General features: G+C 42.3%; 22 protein-coding genes and 1 pseudogene. 17 read left to right on the plus strand and 6 right to left on the minus strand.

Annotated elements, in window-relative coordinates:
* Nucleotides 1-206 precede the first annotated feature (206 nt).
* The 6 genes from rimP to rbfA all read left to right on the plus strand — a co-directional run bounded on the left by rimP (nucleotide 207) and on the right by rbfA (nucleotide 5,362).
* Nucleotides 207-680, plus strand: a complete 474-nt coding sequence (gene rimP / locus AWM71_RS07000) for a ribosome maturation factor RimP (protein WP_060777278.1) — start codon at nucleotides 207-209, stop codon at nucleotides 678-680.
* A gap of 12 nt (nucleotides 681-692) precedes the next feature.
* Complete coding sequence (nusA, locus tag AWM71_RS07005) at nucleotides 693-2,045, plus strand: transcription termination factor NusA (RefSeq protein WP_082632741.1); 1,353 nt, start codon at nucleotides 693-695, stop codon at nucleotides 2,043-2,045.
* 83 nt (nucleotides 2,046-2,128) lie between these two features.
* Complete coding sequence (rnpM, locus tag AWM71_RS07010; RefSeq protein ID WP_060777279.1) at nucleotides 2,129-2,425, plus strand: RNase P modulator RnpM; 297 nt, start codon at nucleotides 2,129-2,131, stop codon at nucleotides 2,423-2,425.
* On the plus strand, nucleotides 2,418-2,699 hold the full coding sequence (locus AWM71_RS07015) for a L7Ae/L30e/S12e/Gadd45 family ribosomal protein (protein ID WP_060777280.1): 282 nt from the start codon (nucleotides 2,418-2,420) through the stop codon (nucleotides 2,697-2,699). Before rnpM ends, AWM71_RS07015 begins: the two co-directional genes overlap by 8 nt.
* A gap of 77 nt (nucleotides 2,700-2,776) precedes the next feature.
* Nucleotides 2,777-4,990, plus strand: coding sequence for a translation initiation factor IF-2 (infB, locus tag AWM71_RS07020; RefSeq protein ID WP_060777281.1), 2,214 nt, complete (start codon nucleotides 2,777-2,779; stop codon nucleotides 4,988-4,990).
* 18 nt (nucleotides 4,991-5,008) lie between these two features.
* A complete protein-coding gene (rbfA, locus tag AWM71_RS07025) occupies nucleotides 5,009-5,362 on the plus strand; it encodes a 30S ribosome-binding factor RbfA (RefSeq protein ID WP_060777282.1) in 354 nt (117 codons plus the stop codon).
* 155 nt (nucleotides 5,363-5,517) lie between these two features.
* Here the strand turns inward: rbfA and AWM71_RS08695 are convergent, their stop codons facing one another.
* Both AWM71_RS08695 and AWM71_RS07030 read right to left on the minus strand, forming a co-directional pair.
* Nucleotides 5,518-5,685 carry a type II toxin-antitoxin system YafQ family toxin gene (locus tag AWM71_RS08695; RefSeq protein ID WP_236701122.1) on the minus strand — a complete coding sequence of 56 codons (168 nt, stop codon included), beginning with the start codon at nucleotides 5,683-5,685 and terminating at the stop codon, nucleotides 5,518-5,520.
* Between the two features lie 52 nt (nucleotides 5,686-5,737).
* Nucleotides 5,738-5,956, minus strand: a pseudogene (locus AWM71_RS07030) (type II toxin-antitoxin system RelB/DinJ family antitoxin); the annotation flags it as partial.
* A gap of 288 nt (nucleotides 5,957-6,244) precedes the next feature.
* On the opposite strand from AWM71_RS07030, the gene AWM71_RS07035 reads away from it, so the two are divergent.
* Nucleotides 6,245-8,887: an SHIRT domain-containing protein gene (locus AWM71_RS07035; RefSeq protein ID WP_060777284.1), complete on the plus strand. Its 2,643-nt coding sequence runs from the start codon at nucleotides 6,245-6,247 to the stop codon at nucleotides 8,885-8,887.
* Between the two features lie 247 nt (nucleotides 8,888-9,134).
* Nucleotides 9,135-11,642: an InlB B-repeat-containing protein gene (locus tag AWM71_RS07040; RefSeq protein ID WP_060777285.1), complete on the plus strand. Its 2,508-nt coding sequence runs from the start codon at nucleotides 9,135-9,137 to the stop codon at nucleotides 11,640-11,642.
* A 123-nt stretch (nucleotides 11,643-11,765) separates the two neighbouring features.
* Here the strand turns inward: AWM71_RS07040 and AWM71_RS07045 are convergent, their stop codons facing one another.
* Together AWM71_RS07045 and AWM71_RS08175 are read right to left on the minus strand one after the other, a co-directional pair.
* Nucleotides 11,766-12,092, minus strand: a complete 327-nt coding sequence (locus tag AWM71_RS07045) for a heavy metal-binding domain-containing protein (RefSeq protein ID WP_060777286.1) — start codon at nucleotides 12,090-12,092, stop codon at nucleotides 11,766-11,768.
* A gap of 451 nt (nucleotides 12,093-12,543) precedes the next feature.
* Entirely contained in the window at nucleotides 12,544-12,792 is a 249-nt protein-coding gene (locus tag AWM71_RS08175; RefSeq protein ID WP_144428645.1) for a hypothetical protein, read from the minus strand.
* A 357-nt stretch (nucleotides 12,793-13,149) separates the two neighbouring features.
* On the opposite strand from AWM71_RS08175, the gene AWM71_RS07050 reads away from it, so the two are divergent.
* Entirely contained in the window at nucleotides 13,150-13,854 is a 705-nt protein-coding gene (locus tag AWM71_RS07050; RefSeq protein ID WP_060777287.1) for a YaaA family protein, read from the plus strand.
* A gap of 90 nt (nucleotides 13,855-13,944) precedes the next feature.
* On the opposite strand, the gene AWM71_RS07055 is transcribed toward AWM71_RS07050, so the two are convergent.
* Nucleotides 13,945-14,715 (minus strand): 3-oxoacyl-ACP reductase, encoded by a 771-nt coding sequence (locus AWM71_RS07055; RefSeq protein ID WP_060777288.1) that lies wholly within the window; start codon nucleotides 14,713-14,715, stop codon nucleotides 13,945-13,947.
* Nucleotides 14,715-14,936 carry a DUF2829 domain-containing protein gene (locus tag AWM71_RS07060; RefSeq protein ID WP_060777289.1) on the minus strand — a complete coding sequence of 74 codons (222 nt, stop codon included), beginning with the start codon at nucleotides 14,934-14,936 and terminating at the stop codon, nucleotides 14,715-14,717. The genes AWM71_RS07055 and AWM71_RS07060 overlap by 1 nt, the downstream gene beginning before the upstream one ends.
* 432 nt (nucleotides 14,937-15,368) lie before the next feature.
* Between AWM71_RS07060 and AWM71_RS07065 the strand changes: the two genes are divergently transcribed.
* The 8 genes from AWM71_RS07065 (at nucleotide 15,369) to tcpF (ending at nucleotide 22,672) form a co-directional block, all read left to right on the plus strand.
* Entirely contained in the window at nucleotides 15,369-15,683 is a 315-nt protein-coding gene (locus tag AWM71_RS07065) for a YdcP family protein (protein WP_000420682.1), read from the plus strand.
* A gap of 15 nt (nucleotides 15,684-15,698) precedes the next feature.
* The gene (locus AWM71_RS07070) at nucleotides 15,699-16,085 is read left to right on the plus strand and encodes a YdcP family protein (protein WP_000985015.1); all 387 of its coding nucleotides are present in this window, start codon (nucleotides 15,699-15,701) and stop codon (nucleotides 16,083-16,085) included.
* Between the two features lie 28 nt (nucleotides 16,086-16,113).
* Nucleotides 16,114-17,499, plus strand: coding sequence for an FtsK/SpoIIIE domain-containing protein (locus AWM71_RS07075; RefSeq protein WP_000813488.1), 1,386 nt, complete (start codon nucleotides 16,114-16,116; stop codon nucleotides 17,497-17,499).
* A 177-nt stretch (nucleotides 17,500-17,676) separates the two neighbouring features.
* On the plus strand, nucleotides 17,677-18,882 hold the full coding sequence (gene mobT / locus AWM71_RS07080; protein WP_000398284.1) for a MobT family relaxase: 1,206 nt from the start codon (nucleotides 17,677-17,679) through the stop codon (nucleotides 18,880-18,882).
* Between the two features lie 42 nt (nucleotides 18,883-18,924).
* Entirely contained in the window at nucleotides 18,925-19,146 is a 222-nt protein-coding gene (locus tag AWM71_RS07085) for a hypothetical protein (protein WP_001009056.1), read from the plus strand.
* A gap of 116 nt (nucleotides 19,147-19,262) precedes the next feature.
* On the plus strand, nucleotides 19,263-19,760 hold the full coding sequence (locus tag AWM71_RS07090) for an antirestriction protein ArdA (protein ID WP_000342539.1): 498 nt from the start codon (nucleotides 19,263-19,265) through the stop codon (nucleotides 19,758-19,760).
* A gap of 88 nt (nucleotides 19,761-19,848) precedes the next feature.
* Nucleotides 19,849-20,241 carry a conjugal transfer protein gene (locus AWM71_RS07095; RefSeq protein WP_000723888.1) on the plus strand — a complete coding sequence of 131 codons (393 nt, stop codon included), beginning with the start codon at nucleotides 19,849-19,851 and terminating at the stop codon, nucleotides 20,239-20,241.
* Nucleotides 20,225-22,672: a conjugal transfer ATPase TcpF gene (gene tcpF / locus AWM71_RS07100; protein WP_000331160.1), complete on the plus strand. Its 2,448-nt coding sequence runs from the start codon at nucleotides 20,225-20,227 to the stop codon at nucleotides 22,670-22,672. The genes AWM71_RS07095 and tcpF overlap by 17 nt, the downstream gene beginning before the upstream one ends.

Here is a 22,672-nt window from a genome sequence, read left to right on the forward strand (position 1 = left end):
TCTTTTAGACTTTGAGCGAGAGGAAAAGCGGTTAAGTCGTATTTTTCGGGGACAGTCCGACATCCTCCTAGAGAAAAGAAGGCGAGCTCTAGAAAGATTTGCCTATTAGAAAAAGTTGTGTTACAATAAAAATGTTGTTATAGTGAAGAGGGAGTGAGCGAATGACGCTCACTCTTTTTCATGAATAGAAAGAAAGTGAGGGAAGTATGGCTAAAGTTGTTGATGTCGTTAGAGAATTAATCGAAAGCGAATTACAAGCGCAGGGTTATGAACTTTTTGATCTAACATTCAGTAAAGAAGGCAAAGAATGGTATTTGCGTATCTATATTGATAAGCCGGGAGGGGTGACCCTGGACGATTGTGTGGACGCAAGTGAAGCGATCTCCGCTATCGTGGACCAGGCGGAACCAGATCCCATTCCTCAAGCTTACTATCTGGAAGTATCTTCACCAGGTGCTGAGCGTCCGCTCAAAACGGAAGCAGATATCCAAAAAGCGATCGGTCAGTGGGTACATTTGAATTTTTATAAGGAATACCAAGGACACAAACAAGTTGAAGGAAAGTTGTTACAAGCAGACGAGGAAGCCTTTACCTTAGAAACTAAAGATAAAACGCGCCGACTCGAAGGCGTTTATCCAAGAAAAAATGTTTCCTTGATTCGTTTAGCTATTGAATTTTAAAGAGGGGTTTAAATGAGTAAAAAATTATTAGAAGCTTTTGAATTACTTGAACAAGAAAAAGGCATTTCAAAAGAGACCATCGTAGAAGCTGTAGAATCCGCTTTAGTATTTGCTTATAAGCGAAATTTCAACCAAGCCCAAAATGTGGAAGTTGAATTCGATGACAAAAAGGGAACCTTCCACGTGTACTCCGTCAAAGAAGTCGTAGATACCGTGATGGATTCTAACTTAGAAGTTTCTCTTGCGGACGCTTTGGAGATCCATCGGGGCTATGAAATTGGCGACAAGATCCGCTTCGAAGTGACACCTAAAGACTTCGGACGAATCGCTGCACAAACTGCCAAACAAGTGATTACCCAACGTTTGCGGGAAGCTGAACGGGCGATTATCTACAACGAGTTCATCGATTATGAAGATGACTTGTTGACAGGGGTGGTCGAACGTCAAGATCACCGTTATGTTTATGTCAATCTTGGGAAGATTGAAGCCGTCCTTACGCCAGAAGGACAGATTCCTGGCGAACGTTTCCAACCGCAAGACCGTATTCAAGTCTATGTGGAACGGGTTGAAAATACTACCAAGGGACCTCAAATCTATGTGAGCCGGACCCATCCGAATATGCTTAAGCGTTTGTTTGAACAAGAAGTGCCTGAAATTTTCGACGGGACTGTTGAAATTCGTGCCATTGCCAGAGAAGCTGGCGATCGGTCTAAGTTAGCTGTCTATTCTAATGACTTGAACGTCGATGCCGTGGGAACCTGTGTAGGTCCAAAGGGGTCTCGGGTTCAAACGATTGTTAGTGAATTAAAAGGGGAGAACATGGACATCATTGAATGGAGTGATGATCCTGCGCAACTCATTGCCAACGCCTTAAATCCCGCCAATGTTTTAGAAGTTCATTTCGTTCCGAATGAATCTTCCTGCGTAGTCGTTGTCCCTGACCGTCACTTGTCCTTAGCTATCGGGAAACGGGGACAAAATGCCCGATTAGCCGCTAAGCTAACGAACTACAAGATCGATATTAAGGCCCAATCCGACTTCGAAGTTTACAAGGAAACTGAAGAATATCAACAACGTTTCTTGTTAGTGAGTGATGAGGAGAATAAGGAAGAAGCCCTTCCAGAAGACGCGGAGGCATCTGTGGAAGCGAACGAGCTTTTGGACGAACAAGCCTCTCTTGAAGAAACGTCAGTTCCTGAAACAAACGGCGAAGAAGCAGAAACGGTTGAAACGTCCACTAGTGAAGAGACAGTTCCAGCTGAAGAAGCAGTTGAAGTCCCTGAAAGCAAGGAAGAAACAGAGACGGCTGAAGTTGCTGAAGCAGCCACTGAAGAAGCTCCTCAAGAAACGCTTATCGAAGACTAAGAGCCAAGCGCAAGATCAAAAAGAATCGCCTAAGAAGACTTGCTCATTGTCGGAAAACATGAAGGAAAGAAATGAGGGATCTTATGAAAAAACGGAAAATACCGATGCGTCGTTGCGTAGTCACCAATGCACAATTTCCTAAGAAGGAATTAATTCGAATCGTTCGGACACCTGAAGAAACAGTTGCTTTGGATCCAAGTGGTAAGATGAACGGTCGGGGCGCTTATGTATGTGCAGATCCTGAGGTCGTGCAAAAGGCGTGGGACAAGCACATTTTGGATAAACAGCTCAACGTCACCATTAGTGATGACTTTTACCAAGAATTAAAGAACTATGCCGATCACCAAAAGGCACGGCGTGAGTTACTAGCGAATGAATAAAAAATTACAAATCTTAGGATTGGCTCAGGTTGCTGGACAATTAGTGAGTGGCTATGACACCGTCCTCCAGACCCTCCAGCAGGGCAAGGCCTGTCTAGTCGTTGCGGCAAGTGATTTGAGTCCTAGAAGTTTAAAAAATATTACAAATAAATGTTCTTATTATCAAGTTCCATTGTATAGGGAGTTTGATAGCCTCGAAATTAGCCAAGCCCTTGGCAAAAAGCGGTCTATCTGCGCACTAACTGATCAAGGCTTTGCTAATTCATTGAAATAAAAAAAATGACGGGTGAATTCTATAAAATTAGGAGAGAACAGATTATGAAGAGTTAATAGAATAAGGAAGGTGATGGCATGTCTAAGAAACGTGTCTATGAATATGCAAAAGAAAAGAAGATGTCGAGTAAAGCAATCCTAGAAAAGGCAGAATCAATCGGCATTCACTACAAGAGCCACATGTCTTCAATATCTACAGATGAAGAAAAAAAATTAGACCAACTTTTTTCGGGAAAAAATTCCAAAAATTCCAAAAAATCAGAAAAAAAAGTAGCCTCTCAGCCGGTCGAAAAAAAGCATCCAAATTCTGAGAAGACCGATCGTCCTAAAAAAGACAAAGCTTCCAAGAGAAAGAATTTTTCTCAAGAAGACGAGAAAGAGTCTGGAAACAAGAGACGTCAAAATAAGAAAAATCGGCGCCAAAACAAATCTAACGCATACGAGGACAAGTCTTTGAAATATAACCAACGCAAAAAACAACACCGAGATCAACCCAAACCTGCTGAAACGCATAAAGCAGAAACCCCAAGCAAAGTCGAATTCTATGATGGGATGACGGTGGCTGAATTAGCTAAACGGGTGAAGAAATCTCCTGCAGATTTGATCAAGTCTCTTATGATGTTAGGTGTGATGGCTAACCAGAACCAAGCTCTCGATTCTGATACCATTCAAGTGATTCTTGCAGACTTTGGCATCGAAGCCGAAGAGAAAATCATCGTCGATCCGACTGACTTTGATCATTACTTCGAAGAAGCCAAACAAGAAGACAAAGACAAGATCTCCTCACGTCCAGCTGTGGTAACTATTATGGGACACGTGGACCACGGGAAAACGACCCTCTTAGACTACTTGCGTCAAGCCAATGTGGTTGAAGGAGAAGCCGGAGGAATTACGCAACATATCGGGGCTTACCAAGTCCGCGTCGGCAAAGACAAAGAAAACATCACCTTCCTAGATACCCCAGGACATGCTGCCTTTACCACCATGCGTTCACGCGGGGCCGATGTGACCGATATCGTGGTCATCGTCGTTGCAGCTGATGACGGCGTGATGCCGCAAACCGTCGAAGCCATTAACCACGCCAAGGCTGCGGATGTACCGATCATTGTTGCTGTGAACAAGATCGATAAGCCAAACGCCAACCCTGACCGCGTCAAACAAGAACTCATGGAATATGAACTTATCCCAGAAGAATGGGGCGGGGACACTATCTTCGTTAATATCTCTGCCAAATTTGGACAAAATATCGAAGAATTACTCGATATGATTCTCCTCGTTGCAGAAGTCGAAGAATTAAAAGCGAACCCTCACCGTAATGCCCTCGGTTCTGTGATTGAAGCCGAATTAGACGCTCATCGAGGACCTGTGGCAACCATTCTCGTTCAAGAAGGAACCCTCAAACAAGGGGACGCTATCGTGATTGGGAATACTTATGGCCGTGTACGGACCATGACTAATGACCAAGGGCGCCGCATTAAGACAGCTGGCCCATCTACTCCAGTAGAAATTACCGGTCTCCAAGAAACCCCAGAAGCCGGCGACCGTTTCGTTGTTTTCGACGATGAGAAGACGGCACGCAGCATCGGGGAAAGCCGTGCCCAACAAGCTCAAGAACGTCGCCGCAGCCAAACCCACAAGATCACCCTCGATAACCTCTTTGATACCATCAAAGAAGGCGAGATGAAGACCGTCAACATTATTATTAAGGCCGATGTCCAAGGCTCTGTAGAAGCCATCGCTTCCTCCATGAAGAAGATTGACGTCGAAGGGGTCAAAGTCGACATTATCCATGCGGCTACAGGCGCTATTAACGAAAGTGATGTCACCCTCGCTTCCGCTTCTAATGCGATCATTATTGGGTTTAATGTTCGACCAACGCCTCTCGCTAAGAGTCAAGCCCAAGAAGAGGAAGTTGAGATTCGCTTGCATAATGTGATCTATGACGCCCTTCAAGAAGTTGAAGACGCTATGAAGGGCCAACTCGATCCAGAATATGAAGAAGAAGTGACCGGATATGCCACCATCCGTGAAACCTACCACGTCTCCAAGTTAGGGACGATCGGAGGATGTATGGTGACAGACGGTTACATCGAACGCGACTCTCTTGTTCGTCTCATTCGTGATAATATCGTGATCTACCAAGGTCAACTCTCCTCTCTCCGTCGTTTCCAAGATGACGTGAAGAAGGTAGCCAAAGGATTCGAATGTGGGTTAATGATTGAAAACTACAACGACATCAAGATTGAAGATCAAATTGAAGCTTACCATATGATTGAAGTGAAAGCCCACTAGAAGTTAGGAAGTGATCAAATGACGAATAATCGCCGCGTGGAACGCGTTAGCCACGAGATTCTCCGAGAAGCCAGCGCTATTCTTCGTAAAGAAGTCAAAGACCCCCGGGTCCAAGGCGTTACGCTCACGGATGTTCATCTCACAGGCGACCTCCAAGAAGCTACGATCTACTACTCCACCTTAACAGACACGGCTAGTGTCTGTGAGAAAACGCAACTCGGTTTAGATAAGGCCACAGGTTTAGTGAGAAGTCTCCTCGGTCAACGCTTACGCCTCTACAAAACCCCAGAAGTCAAATTCAAACGCGATCCATCGATTGCATACGGCAGTCGGATCGACGAATTGATTGCGCAATTACATCAGAACGATTAACAAAGAAAGTGCAAACATTTACGTTTGCACTTTTTTGTTGAAATTTCTTAAAAGCCACTCTAACTTAGGGTGGCTTTTGAAGTTATTTATTAAATAAATCTGAAGGACTACCTATACGAGAAGCGATTAAGACGAGTCTCTCTTCATTGATAGCATCAATCAAAAGGTACATCCGGTTGAATGTGACACTCTCTAAAATCTTGATAAGTTTCCGTTAGTGCATGATCTTTATATTTAGAATACAATGTTTTTTGATTCGTTTGTGATCTTTGCGAAACTTTGAGGTCGTTTGAAGGTGAAGCATTCGCTCTATTCTTCCGCATTAAGAGAATCCAAGAGGTCTTTAGGAGAGGAAAAGGCTCTTTCTGGCGTTTACCCGAAAATAATATGACGAGCTTTTTGTATATCCGCAAGTGTTTCAGCGTTATAACGTAGATGTTTGATATTGAAAGGAAAGCCCCCCTCCATGATAGAGATTCTCAAGAAAATATTAATCGCATCCGTAACAGAAATTCCAAAGCTACCGAAAAGATCCTTTGCCTCTTGTTTGACTTCAGGTTCGATACGGATATTGATGTTTGCTGTCTTTGTCATGACGATACACCTCCTGTTTTTGTTAGTGTATAGCGAAAGTTACACAAATGCAGGACGTGATGTAGCTATTCTTGGCAAAGAAGGGAGAGAGCAGTTTCTGTAATTTTGATGTTTGTTTTATTGAATTAAGAAAATTTATAGTGTGTTTTATAAATATAAAATATCAGATAAAAAAGTCTAACTTTTTGGGATCACATCAAAGTAAGGCTTGTTTTTTTTTTTTTTTTAATTTATACTCAATAATGAGAAAAACTATTTTTTAATGAATGATCAAAAGGAGAAACTTTTATGCAAAAAGAAAAAGTGAATCACTATGCTTTACGCAAGATCGGTAGACACTTGGTTTCAGCCCTCGTTGCGGTGAGTTTTGTAGCGGTCGGGACGCAAGAAGTTGCCCAAGCTGCGGAAGGCGGTGCCCCTAAGTCAAGTCATGAAGTCGGGACTAAGTCAGACAATGAGGCTATCGCTCATAAAGGCCTCACAAATCAGAAAGTGAAGCCTTCGTCCGCAGCATCTCCAGCCAAGGTCCGCGCACGTCGCAGCGTAGGGGAAACGAGAGATGGAGAAAAGAAAGCGGACTTCCAAATCGCTCAATACGTCAAGAGCACCGTGACAGGCAAGGACGCTAGTGGCAAAGAAACTATCGATGAAAAGCAAGTAGCCAGCTATGAAGGCACCGTTACCATGGACGTTCCCGTAGCGAAATTGATGGAGCCATTTACGAAGTATATGGTCATGGGCTTTCCACATGGCAAAGATGGATATAAAGAGATAGCTTACATCGACTATAGTTTAAATTTGCCAAAAAATATCAACTGGGGAGACGTAACGGTCAAAAGTGACTCTGCTCTGATTCCTCAATCTACCATTGGTCAAGAGAAAAAAGAGAATCAGTTACGATTGAAATTAAAATTGGCCGATGTGGATTGGCCAAGCCAGAAAACTAATTATGATGCTGATGTTCAGAAGAACTATCCTAAGGTGACCATTACAGCTAAGTATCAGTTTAAAAAAGACGATTTAGCCCAGCTAAAAGATCAGAAAATCACCGGATCAGGCGATTTTAGCTTCTACCCATCAGGAAAGCAGGCTCTTTTGGAAATAGGATTAAAATCTTTTAAAACGGACGAAGTGACTATCGACGTTACAGGCGGAGTGAAGCCAACATCCTCAGACCCATCGTCACCATCTGAGAATATCACAGATCCGTTTGATTTAGCGGGTGATTTGGCAGTCAAAGAGAGTGACAATAAATACAATAGCCAGTCGGATAAAGTTCGCCCGTTGAAGAAGGGAGAAGATCTAGAACTAATAGCTACTCTGGATGTGACTCCGGTTAAGCAAGGACTGAATCAAGTAGAACAAACCGTGCAGCCAGAGATGCTTCCACAAATAACGATAGCTAAAGAGGGCTTTGAATTTTATATGGAAGCTACCTTTAAATTGCCAGAAGGGATGAAGTTTAAAGACAGTACGGCCTATAAACCTACCTTAGAGGGAACTGAGGGGACGGGGACAGATAAAAAGCCGAAATTTAAGGTTTTATCCTCGACATTTGATCCAACATCGAATTCCGTTACTGTCAAAATGGGCTTAGCAGAGCAAGCAGATGGTCAAGCTGTTACGCAGTACATGCAAATTCACAATGCTGTGTCAGGTACAGGAGATAAATTTATCTTAAAACTTCCAGTTGTTCAATTAACGGACCAGGCGAAACATGGCCAAAATTACACCATCAATGGCACCGTTGGAGGAAAATTTGCGGCTACTGCGAGTCTGAATGGTGCAACGATGCCTTTCAGTTATGATTTCAAGAGCCATCAAGCAACAGGTGGTAAGGATTCCACCGCTACAGATGATAAGTCGATCTCCTTCACTGTTGGTGTTCCTTATGAGGTAACATATGAATTCAAATCCAGTGATACAACTAAATCGTTGCCTAGTGATGTTACGAATAAACTACCTAAAGCAACTAGCGTTATGAAGGACGAAGATGGCACCCTTGCTGCTTTTCCAACTGATGTAGTAAAGACAGACGAAGGAACTTGGACTTTTGATACAGAAAAAGGTTGGGCAGATGCTAAAGGTAAAAAAGTTGAGAAAATTAGTAATGTTTCAAGTGATATGGCCTTAACAGGTTATTGGACCTTTAAAGAAAATAAGAAATATGATATAACTTATCAATACGCAAGTGAAACAAAGAATAAAGAATTACCTAAGAATATTCCTGCGGCTCCTTCTGCAGTAAAAGTTAAAGAAGGCGACAAATTAACAACGCTTGCTGCTTTTCCAACTGATGTAGTAAAGACTGACGAAGGAACTTGGACTTTTGATACAGAAAAAGGTTGGGAAGCCAATAATAAAAAAGTAGATGCTAACACAGAAGTAAATGAAGCAATGACCTTAACCGGCTATTGGAAATTTACAAAGAAGATAGAGCCAACTCCTGCGCCGCAGCCACAACCAATACCAACACCAACACCCCAACCACAGCCAAATCCACAACCAACACCAACTCCTACACCGCAGCCCCAACCACAGCCAGAGCCAAATCCAATCCCTAACCCGCAGCCACAACCCCAACCAACACCAATTCCTAGTCCAGTGCCAACTCCACAACCTGTTCCATGCCCAACGCCTGCCCCTGAACCAGAAGTGACGCCACAACCAGAGCCAGCCCCAGAGCCACAAGCTCAGCCAGATCGTCCACAACCTAAGAAACCAGAAAGTCCAGCGCCTAAGAAGGAGAAGGACCAACCTTCCTCACCAGCTGAGAAACTTTCCAAGAAAGCACTATCTAAGAAAGAAGCAGTTGCAGGTTCAGAGAAGAAGGCCTTACCGAAGACAGGGGCGGAAGCAAGTCTGATCTTGCCAAGCTTAGGACTTCTCTTAGCGAGTGCGGGGTATGTCTTTAAGCGGCCGAAAAAATAAAAAAGAATAAGCAGAGCATTCTGTGAGAAAGAGAGAGGTGACTGTCATCAGTCGCCTCTTTTTTATATGCCGACTTCAAAATGAAATGAGACACTTGGGGGGATGACGGGAGCGTTCTTATAAAGACCTCGCCCCCTTTATTTAGGACGAAAGCGCTTAAATAAAGGGTTTTTTTTTTTTTTTTTTTAATTTTTACTCGGTAATATAAAATCTATTTTTTAACGAATGATCAAAAGGAGAAACTTTTATGCAAAAAGAAAAAGTGAATCACTACGCTTTACGTAAAATCGGTAGGCACTTGGTCTCTGTTGTTGTTGCGGTTACGATATGGACAGTTGCAACATCTAGCATCGCTCAAGCGAGCCAAGTCGACGGCAATGTGACTACTGATAAGAGCGAAAAGATGCCGGTAGCTGAAAAGGATAAAGGCGCTACGCCATCGACGACTACTGAAACGCCTACGCTTAAAGATATTGTGGATAAACATAGTGAAGATAGAACGAATGAGACAGGTTCTGCTCAGACGGAGGTAAAGGAAACTCCTGAACAACGTCGTTTAAAAAAATTTGGTGCTGAAAGTTTAGCATATATGAAGACGGAAATCGCTGAATTTAAGGAGAAAGCGCGCAGTAAATCCAACGGAAATTATAGGTCACATTTAGAGTGGTATGAACATGAAAATTCTGGACTGTATAATTATGTTCCGCAAGAGTTGAAAGAATATCTCGATACCAAGAAATTTAATTGGGTCGATAGAATTTCTGATGATTATGTTCGTCTGATTGGTGTTCCTAATATGGGATTACAAGGCACGCCAGAAGGTCCTGATGAAGACGATGAAGGGGCTTTGATGTTTATGATATTTGATTCAAATAGCATTAAAGCGGGACGTATTCATCCAGACGATTCGTCCTATCATCGATGGAAAGATGGAAAATGGTGGGTGCCTTATGACATGACGGTCGACAAAGATTTGCTTTATGAGCCAAAATTTAATGATTATGTACCTAAAAACGAGTTGAAAGATCAGAATGCTTTAGATAGTTTAGAAAAATCAGATGTATTAAAATATGACTATAACATTCGGGCTGATTTAAAGGAAAAGGATCAAGATTCTAACAAAACGATCGAACATTATCTTGGTGACGATTTTCAATTAGATTTCACTTTGAATTTAGATCCTTTGAGAAGGTTGATGAATAGCAGATTAGTGAGTGTTTTAAATCCGTTTATGCCGGGTGCGGACACTATCGCTAATAATCCGCCAGAAACTGGTCTCACTGAAGCTGACGGTACAATTGTCTATACTTTGGAATTACCAAAGGGCTTGGAGCCTTCTTTGAATGACAAGAATAATCTCACAGGGATCGAAGTGACAGGACTAGATGATTTTGATGTGACGTCCACTTGGGATTCGAAATTACGCAAGCTTGTAGTGAAAGCAAGAGTAAAGGCATTTAAACCAACTAAAGAGCAACCTTTTGAAAAGCTGAAGGATAGATTCACAAAAATCAATCAGCTAAAACAAGCTTCGCTATCGGTTAAAAATTTAAAGATTACCAAAGATGTAGAATTCAATAAAGCCACTCGAATCACTGGTTATGCTTCAGGAGCTTATGGCTGGGTTTGGCCTGGCGGTACGAATGACAAGCTTAAACAACATGACCCTTATGATGGTGGATCTGTTGTGGAGAGTATTTTTGCCGCTAAACAATCCCAAATTGGTATTGATGAAGCCCTCGAAAAGGATGATCAGGGGAAGGTTAAACAGCCAAACCTGATTTCTTACAGTTTCATTGTCAAAGCGAACACCGTTACCTTTATGAACGATGACAAGAAAGTGGCAGAGGTTAAGGTAGAACCAGGACAAGCGATTGCGACGGATAAATTTGTAGATCAATCCATGCCAGCGAACGCACAAAGGGACCATTACTCTTTCGTTGGATGGAATCAAGACAAGGCAGCTACGACAGCTGGATTTGACGGCAACACGCCTGTTTCACAAGATTTGACCGTTTATGCTATTTTCAAGAACAAGGCACCTCAATTGACGGTTCATGATGCCACGATCAATGTGAATGGCGCACTCGATTTGGCTAGCTTAATCGATCAAGCGAGCGATACAGAGGATACTGCGTTATCGAAGGCAGATGTTGTCATCGATGCTGGAAAATTTGATAATACTAAGGCGGGCGTATACGCGATTAAATTTAGCCTGACGGACGGCGCAAAAACAACAACGACTGCCACGGCGAAAGTAACGGTTCAAGAGCCACAACCTAAGCCAAAACCAGAGCCAACTCCTACGCCACAACCAACACCAACACCCCAACCACAGCCTACACCAGAGGTACACGAAAACGGACCGGTTTGGATTCAACCGGCTTTACCAGAAGCTCACCTCATTCCAGATCCAACGCCGTGCCCTGTGCCAACTCCACAACCTGTTCCATGCCCAACGCCTGCCCCTGAACCAGAAGTGACGCCACAACCAGAGCCAGCCCCAGAGCCACAAGCTCAGCCAGATCGTCCACAACCTAAGCAACCAGAAAGTCCAGCGCCTAAGAAGGAGAAGGACCAACCTTCCTCACCAGCTGAGAAGCCTTCCAAGAAAGCGCCAGCTAAGAAAGAAGCAGTTGCAGGTCCAGAGAAGAAGGCCTTACCGAAGACAGGGGCGGAAGCAAGTCTGATCTTGCCAAGCTTAGGACTTCTCCTAGCAAGTGCGGGGTATGTCTTTAAGCAGCCGAAAAAATAAAAAAGAATAAGCAGAGTATTCTGCGAGAAAGAGAAAGGTGACTGTCATCAGTCGCCTCTTTTTCATAAGAAAACCCCCAAGCATCAGCAATGTGACACTTGGGGGTTTGTTTGTTGAGAGGGGTTAGACTTCTTCGAATTGGACGGCTGTTCCGGAACAGGTCACCATCAGCATACCGTTGTTGGCCCCGAGGACTTCGTAATCCATCCGAATGGCGACGACAGCATCGGCGTGAATAGCTTGGGCGCGCTGTTCCATCTCTTCAAGGGCTTCTTGGCGTGCCTTACAGAGTTCTTCTTCGTAGCCTTTTGACCGGCCGCCTAAGATATTTTTAAAACCAGCGGCGATATCTTTGACGAGGTTGATCCCAGTGATACTTTCCCCGAAGATGACGCCTTGATAGGTGGTAATTTTTCGGCCTTCGACGGAAGGCGTGGTCGTGATAATCATATAAAGGTCCTCCTTTGTTACGTGTTCGTATAATTAGTTACCTTTAGCATAGCATATTATTATAAAAAAGACCATGCCTATAAAAAGCAAGGTCATATCTGAAAAATTAGAACATGGTGAGAAGGAGCATAGCGACCAGAGCGCAGAGGTGGGCGCCGAAGATAGTGACGAAGGTATCCCGCCAGGCGGGCGTTCTTGATGGATAAGCCGGATAAGTTGGCGAAGGTGATGAAGGAACCGGATTGTGGCAGGTTCACGAGCATCCCGGACGAACAAACGAGGAGGCGGTGGAGGAGTTCTGGAGAGACTCCGTAGGCTTCAGGGCCAACTTTTTGGACGCTATTGAGGATGATACCGACAGCACCGGAGGAAGAACCGGTGAAACTCCCTAAGACAGCAGAGAGGGTGACGGAGAGGGAGAGTTGGTTAGGTAAGAGCTGAGTAAATCCGTTCACGATGACTTGGAAGCCAGGTGCGTTGACGAGTAGAGACCCGAAAGCAACGGCTGAAGTGGTCTGTACAGCTGGTGCAATGGCGCCGAGGGTCCCACTGTTGATGAGAGCGATGTGGGCATTTGGTTAGTGATTAAAACGATAAGAGTTGCCAGTGGAGCGGCGATGATGATGTTCAATTCTCTTACAGAGACATAAATAATAAGAATAATGGTGGCGATGATGCCAATGAATGAAATGAAAGTCATTCGATTCCTCCTTTATAAAAATTTTAAGTATTCCTAACTAGCGTAACACTTTTCGACGAGCTTTTTCCAAAATTTGAGCTTAAAGATGCTGTTCAAAAAGGAAAGCAGGGGAGATGACTCTATACATTCTGTATACAAAAAGGTATCACCCACTTAGCATCAAAGTAAGCGCCTGAAGCTAAAGCAAACTTTAGCTAGAGTGAATGAAAAGGAAAGAAGGAACACTCGGGAGAGATAAAAAGCAAAAGTTGCATTTATTTTAAGAAACTTTTGAAGAAATAGAACCAATTTTGCAGAGAAAATGTTAAAATAAAGATAAGAAAATCATAAGAAATTCAAAGAAGAAGGTGGATATTGATGAAGATTATTTTAGCACCTGCTAAAGAAATGAATCCCCAACACGTGGTTTCTGGAGACTGGCAATTGTCTGAGAAGTCGCGAAAGATTATGGAAGTTTATCAGACTTTAAGTTCGGAAGAGATTCAAGACATGATGCAAGTTAGCAAGAAAAAGTTGCGTGAAGTTCTCACCTTTCAAGAGAACTTTTCTGCGCCTGAAACCTATCGGGCTTTGGACTTGTATAATGGCTTGGTTTTTCGTCAGATTGAAGAGGTACACCCGGACTATTTGGAAGAACATCTTCGTATTTTGTCTGCCTTCTATGGCGTTTTGAAGCCGGGGGATCAGATTAAACCTTATCGTTTGGATTTCAATATGTCTTTTCAAGTAGAGGGAGAAGGTCTTCGGCAATTCTGGGGGAAGGAATTTGATCGTTTCTTCGAAGAGGGAGAATTAGTATTGAATTTGGCGAGTGTGGAATTTTCTTCTTGCCTGACCCCTCAACGCTATCAATGGGTGGATTTTGATTTTTATGAAGTGGTGGATGGTCTACCGAAGCGTCATTCGACCATCTCTAAGAAGGCACGGGGCTTAATGGTGACCTACCTCAATCAGAAAGAAGTGACGACTTTAGAGGAAGTCAAGGCTTTTGATTTGATGGGCTATGCTTATGTGCCAGAAGAGTCGACAGACCATTGCCTGGTCTTTAGACGCGACCACTAATCGCTTGAAAAGAAAGCAAAGAAAAAACGAACACGATTTTTTACTTAGGGAGGTGTTCGTTTTTTGTCTTTTATACAGGAGATGAACCAACTAGCGAATCATCCAACCTCCATCGACAGGAAGGACGGTTCCTTGGATATAGTCTGCGGCGTCACTAGCTAGAAAGAGTGTCAATTGGGCAACTTCTTCCGCTTGGGCCCATCTTTTGACGGGCGTCTGGTCAGCTACCCATTGGGCGAGAGAGCCATCGCCTTCGAAGTCCGATTGGGTCATGGCTGTCTGGATGGCTCCAGGAGCAATGGCATTGGCGCGAAGACCGTCTGTGCTGTAATCGTAGGCAATTTGCTTGGTGAGGCCGATGACGGCATGTTTGGAAGCGGTATAAGCCACACCGCCACCGCCAGCTGTGAGACCTGCTATGGATGCCATGTTAATGAGACGAGAGGCTTTTTGTTGGCGGAGAAAGCTTAGGAAATACTTACTCATAAGAAACATGGAGGTGAGGTTGGTTTGGAGAATCCTTTGCCATTCTTCGACACTGGTCTCTTCAAGGGGATGGTAGCCATCTAATTGACCGGCAGTATTGCACAACACGTTAATTGGATAGGCCATGTCTCGGCAGTGATCAGCGAGTTGGTGAATGGCTTTTTCCTCTGTGAGATTAACCACTTGATAATCGAGCTGGTCTTTGGAATAAGCCATTAGGGCCTTGGGGAGTGGGGATTTATCGACGCCAATCACAAAAGCACCTTGTTCCAGAAAGGCGAGACATTGGGCGAGACCAATGCCTGATCCAGCCCCTGTCACTGCAACGGTAAGAGGCCTTCGGAGAGGGTGGGTGAGATACGTAGAAACAACCATCAGTCGACCAAGAGCCAATCTGTGGCTAAGATGTCACATACGGTAGGTTGGTACATTGAGTAGCCTTCCCCTGCGACTTTGATGACAAAGTAAGGAGTCATTTTTTCGTCCTCTAATTGATGGGGAATGATAATTTTCACGAATTTTTCTCCAGAACTCCATGCTCTCCGAACAGCCTTTCTGTGATTTTTAAGCTCTGGTAAAATAGTTTCAAAAGTCATTTCTTTTTCCTCCTTATTTATACCTTATATATTTTATAGCGTTTCTTCCAAAAATACAAATGCTCTGATCTAAAATTTCCTCACTTTTTTTATATAAAAAATAGCATAAAAATCTAGTTATCCGCATAAAAACTGGACTTATCACACTTTATCAAGGTCAAAACCACTCAATTTACTACTAATTTACTACTTATGAATGAGCTTTGATACGACGATTTATCCTTGAAAAGTGAAGATATAAAGATACTTCCAATAAAATTTGAATATTTAATAGGTAGACACTTCAAAAAATGAGGTGTCTATTTTTTTACCCGATTTTGAAAGGAAGTGAACTTATGAAAACAAAAAATCAAGAATCAAAAGGTCGTTCCCCACTCTTTAAGACCATCAAACATTCATTCAGCCAATAAAAAAGAAAGGATAGGTAAAAATATGGAACTTAAATTTGTGATTCCCAACATGGAAAAAACATTCGGCAATTTAGAATTTGCTGGCGAGGATAAAGTCGTTCAGCGAAGAATCAACGGACGGCTAACTGTCTTATCAAGAAGCTATAATCTCTATTCTGATGTTCAAAGAGCAGATGATATTGTGGTGGTGCTTCCTGCTGAAGCTGGCGAAAAACATTTCGGCTTTGAGGAACGTGTGAAGTTAGTCAATCCACGTATTACCGCAGAGGGCTACAAAATCGGCACTCGTGGTTTTACAAATTACCTTTTACATGCTGACGACATGATAAAAGAATAAAGAAAGAGAGGAAAAATGATGAGATTAGCAAATGGCATTGTATTAGATAAAGACACGACTTTTGGAGAATTGAAATTCTCTGCTCTACGTCGTGAAGTGAGAATCCAAAATGAAGACGGGTCGGTTTCAGATGAAATCAAGGAACGTACCTATGACTTAAAATCCAAAGGACAAGGACGCATGATTCAAGTAAGTATTCCTGCCAGCGTGCCTTTGAAAGAGTTTGATTATAACGCACGGGTGGAACTTATCAATCCCATTGCGGACACCGTTGCTACTGCCACCTATCAAGGAGCAGATGTTGACTGGTATATCAAGGCAGACGATATTGTGCTGACAAAGGATTCTAGTTCATTCAAAGCTCAACCACAAGCAAAGAAAGAACCGACACAAGACAAATAGTCGCTAGGTAGAAAGGAGACTTTTTCGCATGAAACAGCGTGGTAAAAGGATTCGCCCATCTGGTAAAGATTTAGTCTTTCATTTTACGATAGCGTCACTCCTGCCTGTTTTCCTGCTGGTTGTCGGACTGTTTCATGTGAAGACAATCCAGCAGATCAACTGGCAGGATTTTAACCTATCACAAGCAGATAAGATTGACATTCCCTATTTAATTATCAGTTTCAGTGTCGCAATTCTTATCTGCTTGCTGGTAGCGTTTGTATTCAAACGGGTTCGCTATGATACGGTTAAACAACTTTACCACCGTCAAAAACTGGCAAAGATGATACTTGAAAACAAGTGGTATGAATCTGAACAGGTCAAAACAGAGGGTTTCTTTAAAGATAGTGCTGGTCGTACAAAGGAAAAGATAACCTACTTCCCTAAAATGTATTATCGACTTAAAAATGGCTTGATACAGATACGGGTGGAAATCACGCTGGGAAAATATCAAGACCAACTCTTACACTTGGAAAAGAAATTAGAGAGTGGCTTGTACTGTGAGCTGACGGATAAAGAGTTAAAGGATTCCTATGTGGAATATACTTTGCTCTATGACACCATAGCCAGTCGTATTTCTATTGATGAAGTAGAAGCTAAAGATGGTAAACTTCGCTTAATGAAAAACGTATGGTGGGAATATGATAAGCTCCCTCATATGTTGATTGCTGGTGGTACAGGTGGCGGTAAAACTTACTTTATACTGACACTGATTGAAGCCTTGCTTCATACAGATTCAAAACTGTATATTCTTGACCCGAAAAATGCTGATCTTGCGGACTTAGGTTCTGTGATGGCAAATGTCTACTATAGAAAAGAAGACTTGCTTTCTTGCATTGAAACATTCTATGAAGAAATGATGAAACGTAGTGAGGAAATGAAGCAGATGAAGAACTATAAGACTGGCAAAAATTATGCTTACTTAGGTCTCCCGGCACACTTCTTAATCTTTGATGAATACGTCGCTTTCATGGAAATGCTGGGAACAAAAGAAAACACCGCAGTTATGAATAAGCTGAAACAGATTGTCATGTTAGGTCGTCAAGCTGGCTTCTTTCTAATACTGGCTTGTCAACGTCCAGACGCAAAATATTTAGGCGACGGAATCCGTGATCAGTTTAATTTCAGAGTGGCTTTAGGTCGTATGTCTGAAATGGGCTATGGCATGATGTTTGGCAGTGACGTACAAAAGGATTTCTTCTTAAAGCGAATCAAAGGTCGTGGCTATGTTGATGTAGGAACAAGTGTCATATCAGAGTTTTATACTCCCCTTGTACCAAAAGGATATGATTTCTTGGAGGAAATTAAAAAGTTATCCAACAGCAGACAGTCCACGCAGGCGACGTGCGAAGCGGAAGTCGCAGGTGTGGACTGATCTTGCTGGCTGGTGTGGCAATAGCCACGCCAGCACTTAACCCCCCGTATCTAACAGGGGGGTACAAATCGACAGGAAACAGTCAAAAAAACATTAGAAAATCCTTTGGTTACAAGGGATTTACAAAATTTCAGCGTATGTCAAATGGGCTTTAAAAGTTGACATACGCCTTTTTGATTGGAGGGATTTTTACTGAATGAACAAACTTGGTTACAGCATTTAAAAGAAAAACGCTTGGCTTATGGACTATCTCAAAACCGTTTAGCTGTTGCGACTGGTATTACAAGGCAGTATCTAAGCGATATTGAAACAGGAAAAGTCAAGCCATCAGAGGATTTACAGCAGTCCCTTTGGGAAGCTCTGGAACGCTTCAATCCCGACGCTCCCCTTGAAATGCTGTTTGATTATGTAAGAATTCGCTTTCCGACAACAGACGTACAGCAGGTGGTCGAAAACATCTTACAACTGAAACTGTCCTATTTTCTTCATGAGGACTATGGTTTCTATTCTTATTCAGAGCATTATGCTTTAGGCGACATATTCGTCCTTTGCTCCCATGAACTGGACAAAGGAGTTCTGGTGGAATTGAAAGGTCGTGGGTGCAGACAATTTGAAAGCTATCTTCTGGCACAACAAAGAAGCTGGTATGAGTTCTTTATGGACGTTTTGGTGGCTGGCGGTGTGATGAAACGCCTTGACCTTGCCATTAACGATAAGACAGGGATTTTAAATATCCCTGTACTCACTGAAAAGTGCCAACAGGAAGAATGTATCTCCGTCTTCCGCAGTTTTAAAAGCTATCGCAGTGGCGAACTGGTACGCAAAGAGGAAAAGGAATGTATGGGAAACACCCTCTATATCGGTTCATTACAAAGTGAAGTTTATTTCTGTATCTATGAAAAGGACTACGAGCAGTACAAGAAAAATGATATTCCCATTGAAGACGCAGAAGTAAAAAACCGTTTTGAGATTCGATTGAAAAATGAGCGTGCCTATTATGCAGTCCGTGATTTACTCGTCTATGACAATCCAGAGCATACCGCCTTTAAAATTATCAATCGGTATATCCGTTTTGTAGATAAAGACGATTCCAAACCTCGTTCTGATTGGAAACTGAATGAAGAATGGGCTTGGTTTATTGGGAACAATCGTGAACGATTAAAACTAACCACAAAACCAGAGCCTTACTCCTTCCAAAGGACGCTGAACTGGCTATCTCATCAAGTTGCCCCGACCTTAAAGGTTGCGATTAAACTTGATGAAATCAACCAGACGCAGGTTGTAAAAGACATTCTCGACCATGCGAAACTGACAGACCGACACAAGCAGATTTTGAAGCAACAGTCAGTAAAAGAACAGGACGTGATAACAACAAAAAAATAACTCAAATACAAATTCATTGAATATAGAGAGGAGAACATTTTTATGAATTTTGGACAAAACCTTTATAACTGGTTTCTATCAAACGCTCAATCACTGGTGCTTTTAGCAATCGTTGTGATTGGCTTGTATCTTGGCTTCAAGCGTGAGTTTAGCAAACTGATTGGCTTTTTAATTATTGCGATTATTGCGGTTGGCTTAGTCTTCAACGCTGCTGGAGTAAAAGACATTTTACTAGAGCTATTCAATCGCATTATTGGTGCTTAAATAAAACCGTTCTTTTGTGGAATATAAGTGGTTTTCTTATGTTCCGCAAAGGAATGGTACACCAAACGAAGTGCGGTAGGGATTTTTGAATCTCTACAAAGAAAGGACGTGAATATATGGACGATATGCAAGTCTATATTGCGAATTTAGGCAAATACAATGAGGGCGAATTGGTCGGTGCGTGGTTTACCTTTCCCATTGACTTTGAGGAAGTCAAAGAGAAAATCGGCTTGAATGATGAATATGAGGAATACGCCATTCATGACTACGAGTTACCCTTTACGGTTGACGAATACACTTCCATTGGCGAACTCAATCGACTATGGGAAATGGTATCGGAATTACCCGAAGAATTACAATCGGAGCTATCTGCTCTGCTCACTCATTTTTCAAGCATTGAAGAACTAAGCGAACATCAAGAGGATATTATCATTCATTCCGATTGTGATGATATGTATGACGTGGCACGCTACTACATTGAAGAAACGGGTGCTTTAGGCGAAGTACCAGCTAGTCTTCAAAACTATATTGATTATCAAGCCTATGGTCGGGATTTAGACCTTTCAGGAACGTTTATCTCAACCAATCATGGGATTTTTGAAATCGTCTATTAAATCTGTCGGTACATTACTACTGGCAGATTTTCTATTTTACGGGGTGGCTCAATCAGCTACCCCTATTTTTTATGAAAGGATTGATTACATGAAGAAAATACGAAGCTATACCAGTATCTGGTCTGTGGAAAAGGTACTGTATTCTATCAATGATTTTAGACTTCCGTTTCCCATAACCTTTACGCAAATGACATGGTTTGTCGTGTCACTCTTTGCAGTGATGATACTTGGCAACTTGCCCCCTCTTTCCATGATAGAGGGAGCATTTCTCAAATACTTTGGGATTCCTGTGGCTTTCACATGGTTTATGTCTACAAAAACTTTTGATGGTAAAAAGCCTTATGGATTTTTGAAGTCTGTCATTGCTTATGCACTGCGACCAAAGCTGACCTATGCAGGAAAAAAAGTAACGCTTGGCAGAAACCAGCCACAAGAAGCCATTACAGCAGTTAGGAGTGAATTTTATGGCATATCCAATTAAATACATTGAAAACAATCTCGTCTGGAATAAAGACGGGGAATGTTATGCTTACTATGAGCTTGTTCCTTACAATTACTCATTTCTAAGTCCAGAACAGAAAATACAAGTGCATGATTCTTTCAGACAGCTTATCGCACAAAATCGTGATGGCAAAATTCATGCTTTACAAATCAGTACAGAATCCAGCATACGTTCTGCACAAGAGCGTTCCAAAAATGAAGTCACTGGCAAGCTCAAAGCGGTTGCCTATGACAAAATCGACCAACAGACAGACGCTTTAATATCCATGATTGGCGAAAATCAAGTGAACTACCGTTTCTTTATCGGCTTTAAGTTGCTTCTCAACGATCAGGAGTTTTCTATGAAAAGTCTTACCGTTGAAGCAAAAAATGCTTTGTCTGATTTTGTCTATGATGTGAACCATAAGCTGATGGGCGATTTTGTTAGTATGAGTAATGATGAAATCCTGCGTTTTCAGAAGATGGAAAAGCTCTTAGAAAATAAAATCTCTCGTCGTTTCAAAATCCGCAGGTTAGATAAGGACGACTTCGGCTATCTGATTGAACACCTTTACGGACAGACAGGCACTGCCTATGAAGAGTATGAGTACCATCTATCAAAGAAAAAGCTGGATAATGAAACGCTGATTAAATACTATGACTTGATTAAGCCTACTCGCTGTTTGGTGGAAGAAAAACAGCGATATTTGAAAATCCAGCAGGAAGATGAAACCGTCTATGTAGCTTACTTTACCATTAACAGCATTGTCGGAGAACTGGACTTCCCGTCCTCTGAAATCTTCTACTACCAGCAACAGCAATTTACATTCCCGATTGATACGTCAATGAATGTGGAAATTGTAGCGAATCGTAAAGCCCTATCTACTGTCCGCAATAAAAAGAAAGAACTGAAAGACTTGGATAACCACGCTTGGCAAAGTGATAATGAAACCAGCTCCAATGTGGCGGAAGCTCTGGAAAGTGTGAATGAGCTGGAAACCAATTTAGACCAAAGCAAGGAATCTATGTACAAGCTGTCTTATGTGGTAAGGGTATCAGCAAATGATCTTGACGAACTCAAACGTCGTTGTAATGAAGTGAAAGATTTTTATGACGATTTAAGCGTAAAACTGGTACGACCATTTGGGGATATGCTCGGCTTACATGAAGAATTTTTACCTGCCAGCAAGCGTTATATGAATGATTATATTCAATACGTGACCTCTGATTTCCTCGCTGGTTTAGGTTTTGGTGCTACTCAAATGCTGGGGGAAAATGAGGGGATTTATGTTGGCTACAGCTTAGATACTGGACGCAATGTCTATCTGAAACCTGCTCTTGCCAGTCAAGGGGTTAAGGGTTCAGTAACCAATGCGTTAGCGTCGGCTTTTGTTGGTTCGCTGGGTGGTGGTAAATCCTTTGCGAATAACCTTATCGTCTATTATGCGGTGCTTTATGGGGCACAAGCAGTGATTGTAGACCCAAAAGCAGAACGTGGCAGATGGAAAGAAACCTTGCCAGAGATTTCCCATGAAATCAATATCGTCACTCTGACTTCTGATGAGAAAAACAAAGGCTTACTTGACCCTTATGTGATTATGAAAAATCCCAAAGATTCTGAATCACTGGCTATTGATATTCTGACATTCCTTACGGGGATTTCCTCTCGTGATGGGGAACGCTTCCCAATCCTTAGAAAAGCCATTCGTGCAGTAACCAATAGTGAAGTACGAGGGTTGATGAAAGTGATTGAGGAATTACGGGTTGAGAATACGCCACTAAGTACCAGTATAGCCGACCATATCGAAAGTTTTACAGACTATGACTTTGCACATTTATTATTCAGTAATGGTTATGTGGAGCAGTCTATCAGCTTAGAAAAACAACTGAACATTATACAGGTTGCGGACTTGGTACTTCCCGACAAGGAAACTTCCTTTGAGGAATATACCACTATGGAGCTTTTATCCGTTGCTATGCTGATTGTCATTAGTACCTTTGCTTTAGACTTTATCCATACAGACCGAAGCATTTTCAAGATTGTAGATTTAGACGAAGCATGGAGCTTTTTACAGGTAGCACAAGGAAAAACACTATCTATGAAGCTGGTTCGGGCTGGTCGTGCTATGAACGCTGGGGTATATTTCGTGACCCAAAATACAGACGACCTCTTAGATGAAAAACTGAAAAATAACCTCGGCTTAAAATTTGCATTTCGTTCCACTGACCTTAACGAGATTAAAAAGACCTTAGCCTTTTTTGGTGTAGACCCAGAGGACGAAAACAATCAGAAGCGATTGCGTGATTTGGAAAACGGGCAATGCCTTATCAGTGATTTATATGGTCGTGTCGGTGTGATACAGTTCCACCCAGTATTTGAAGAACTGCTCCATGCCTTTGATACCAGACCACCTGTGCGAAAAGAGGTGTAA

This window comes from Aerococcus christensenii (assembly GCF_001543105.1).
In the GTDB taxonomy this organism is placed as follows: Bacteria; Bacillota; Bacilli; order Lactobacillales; family Aerococcaceae; genus Aerococcus; species Aerococcus christensenii.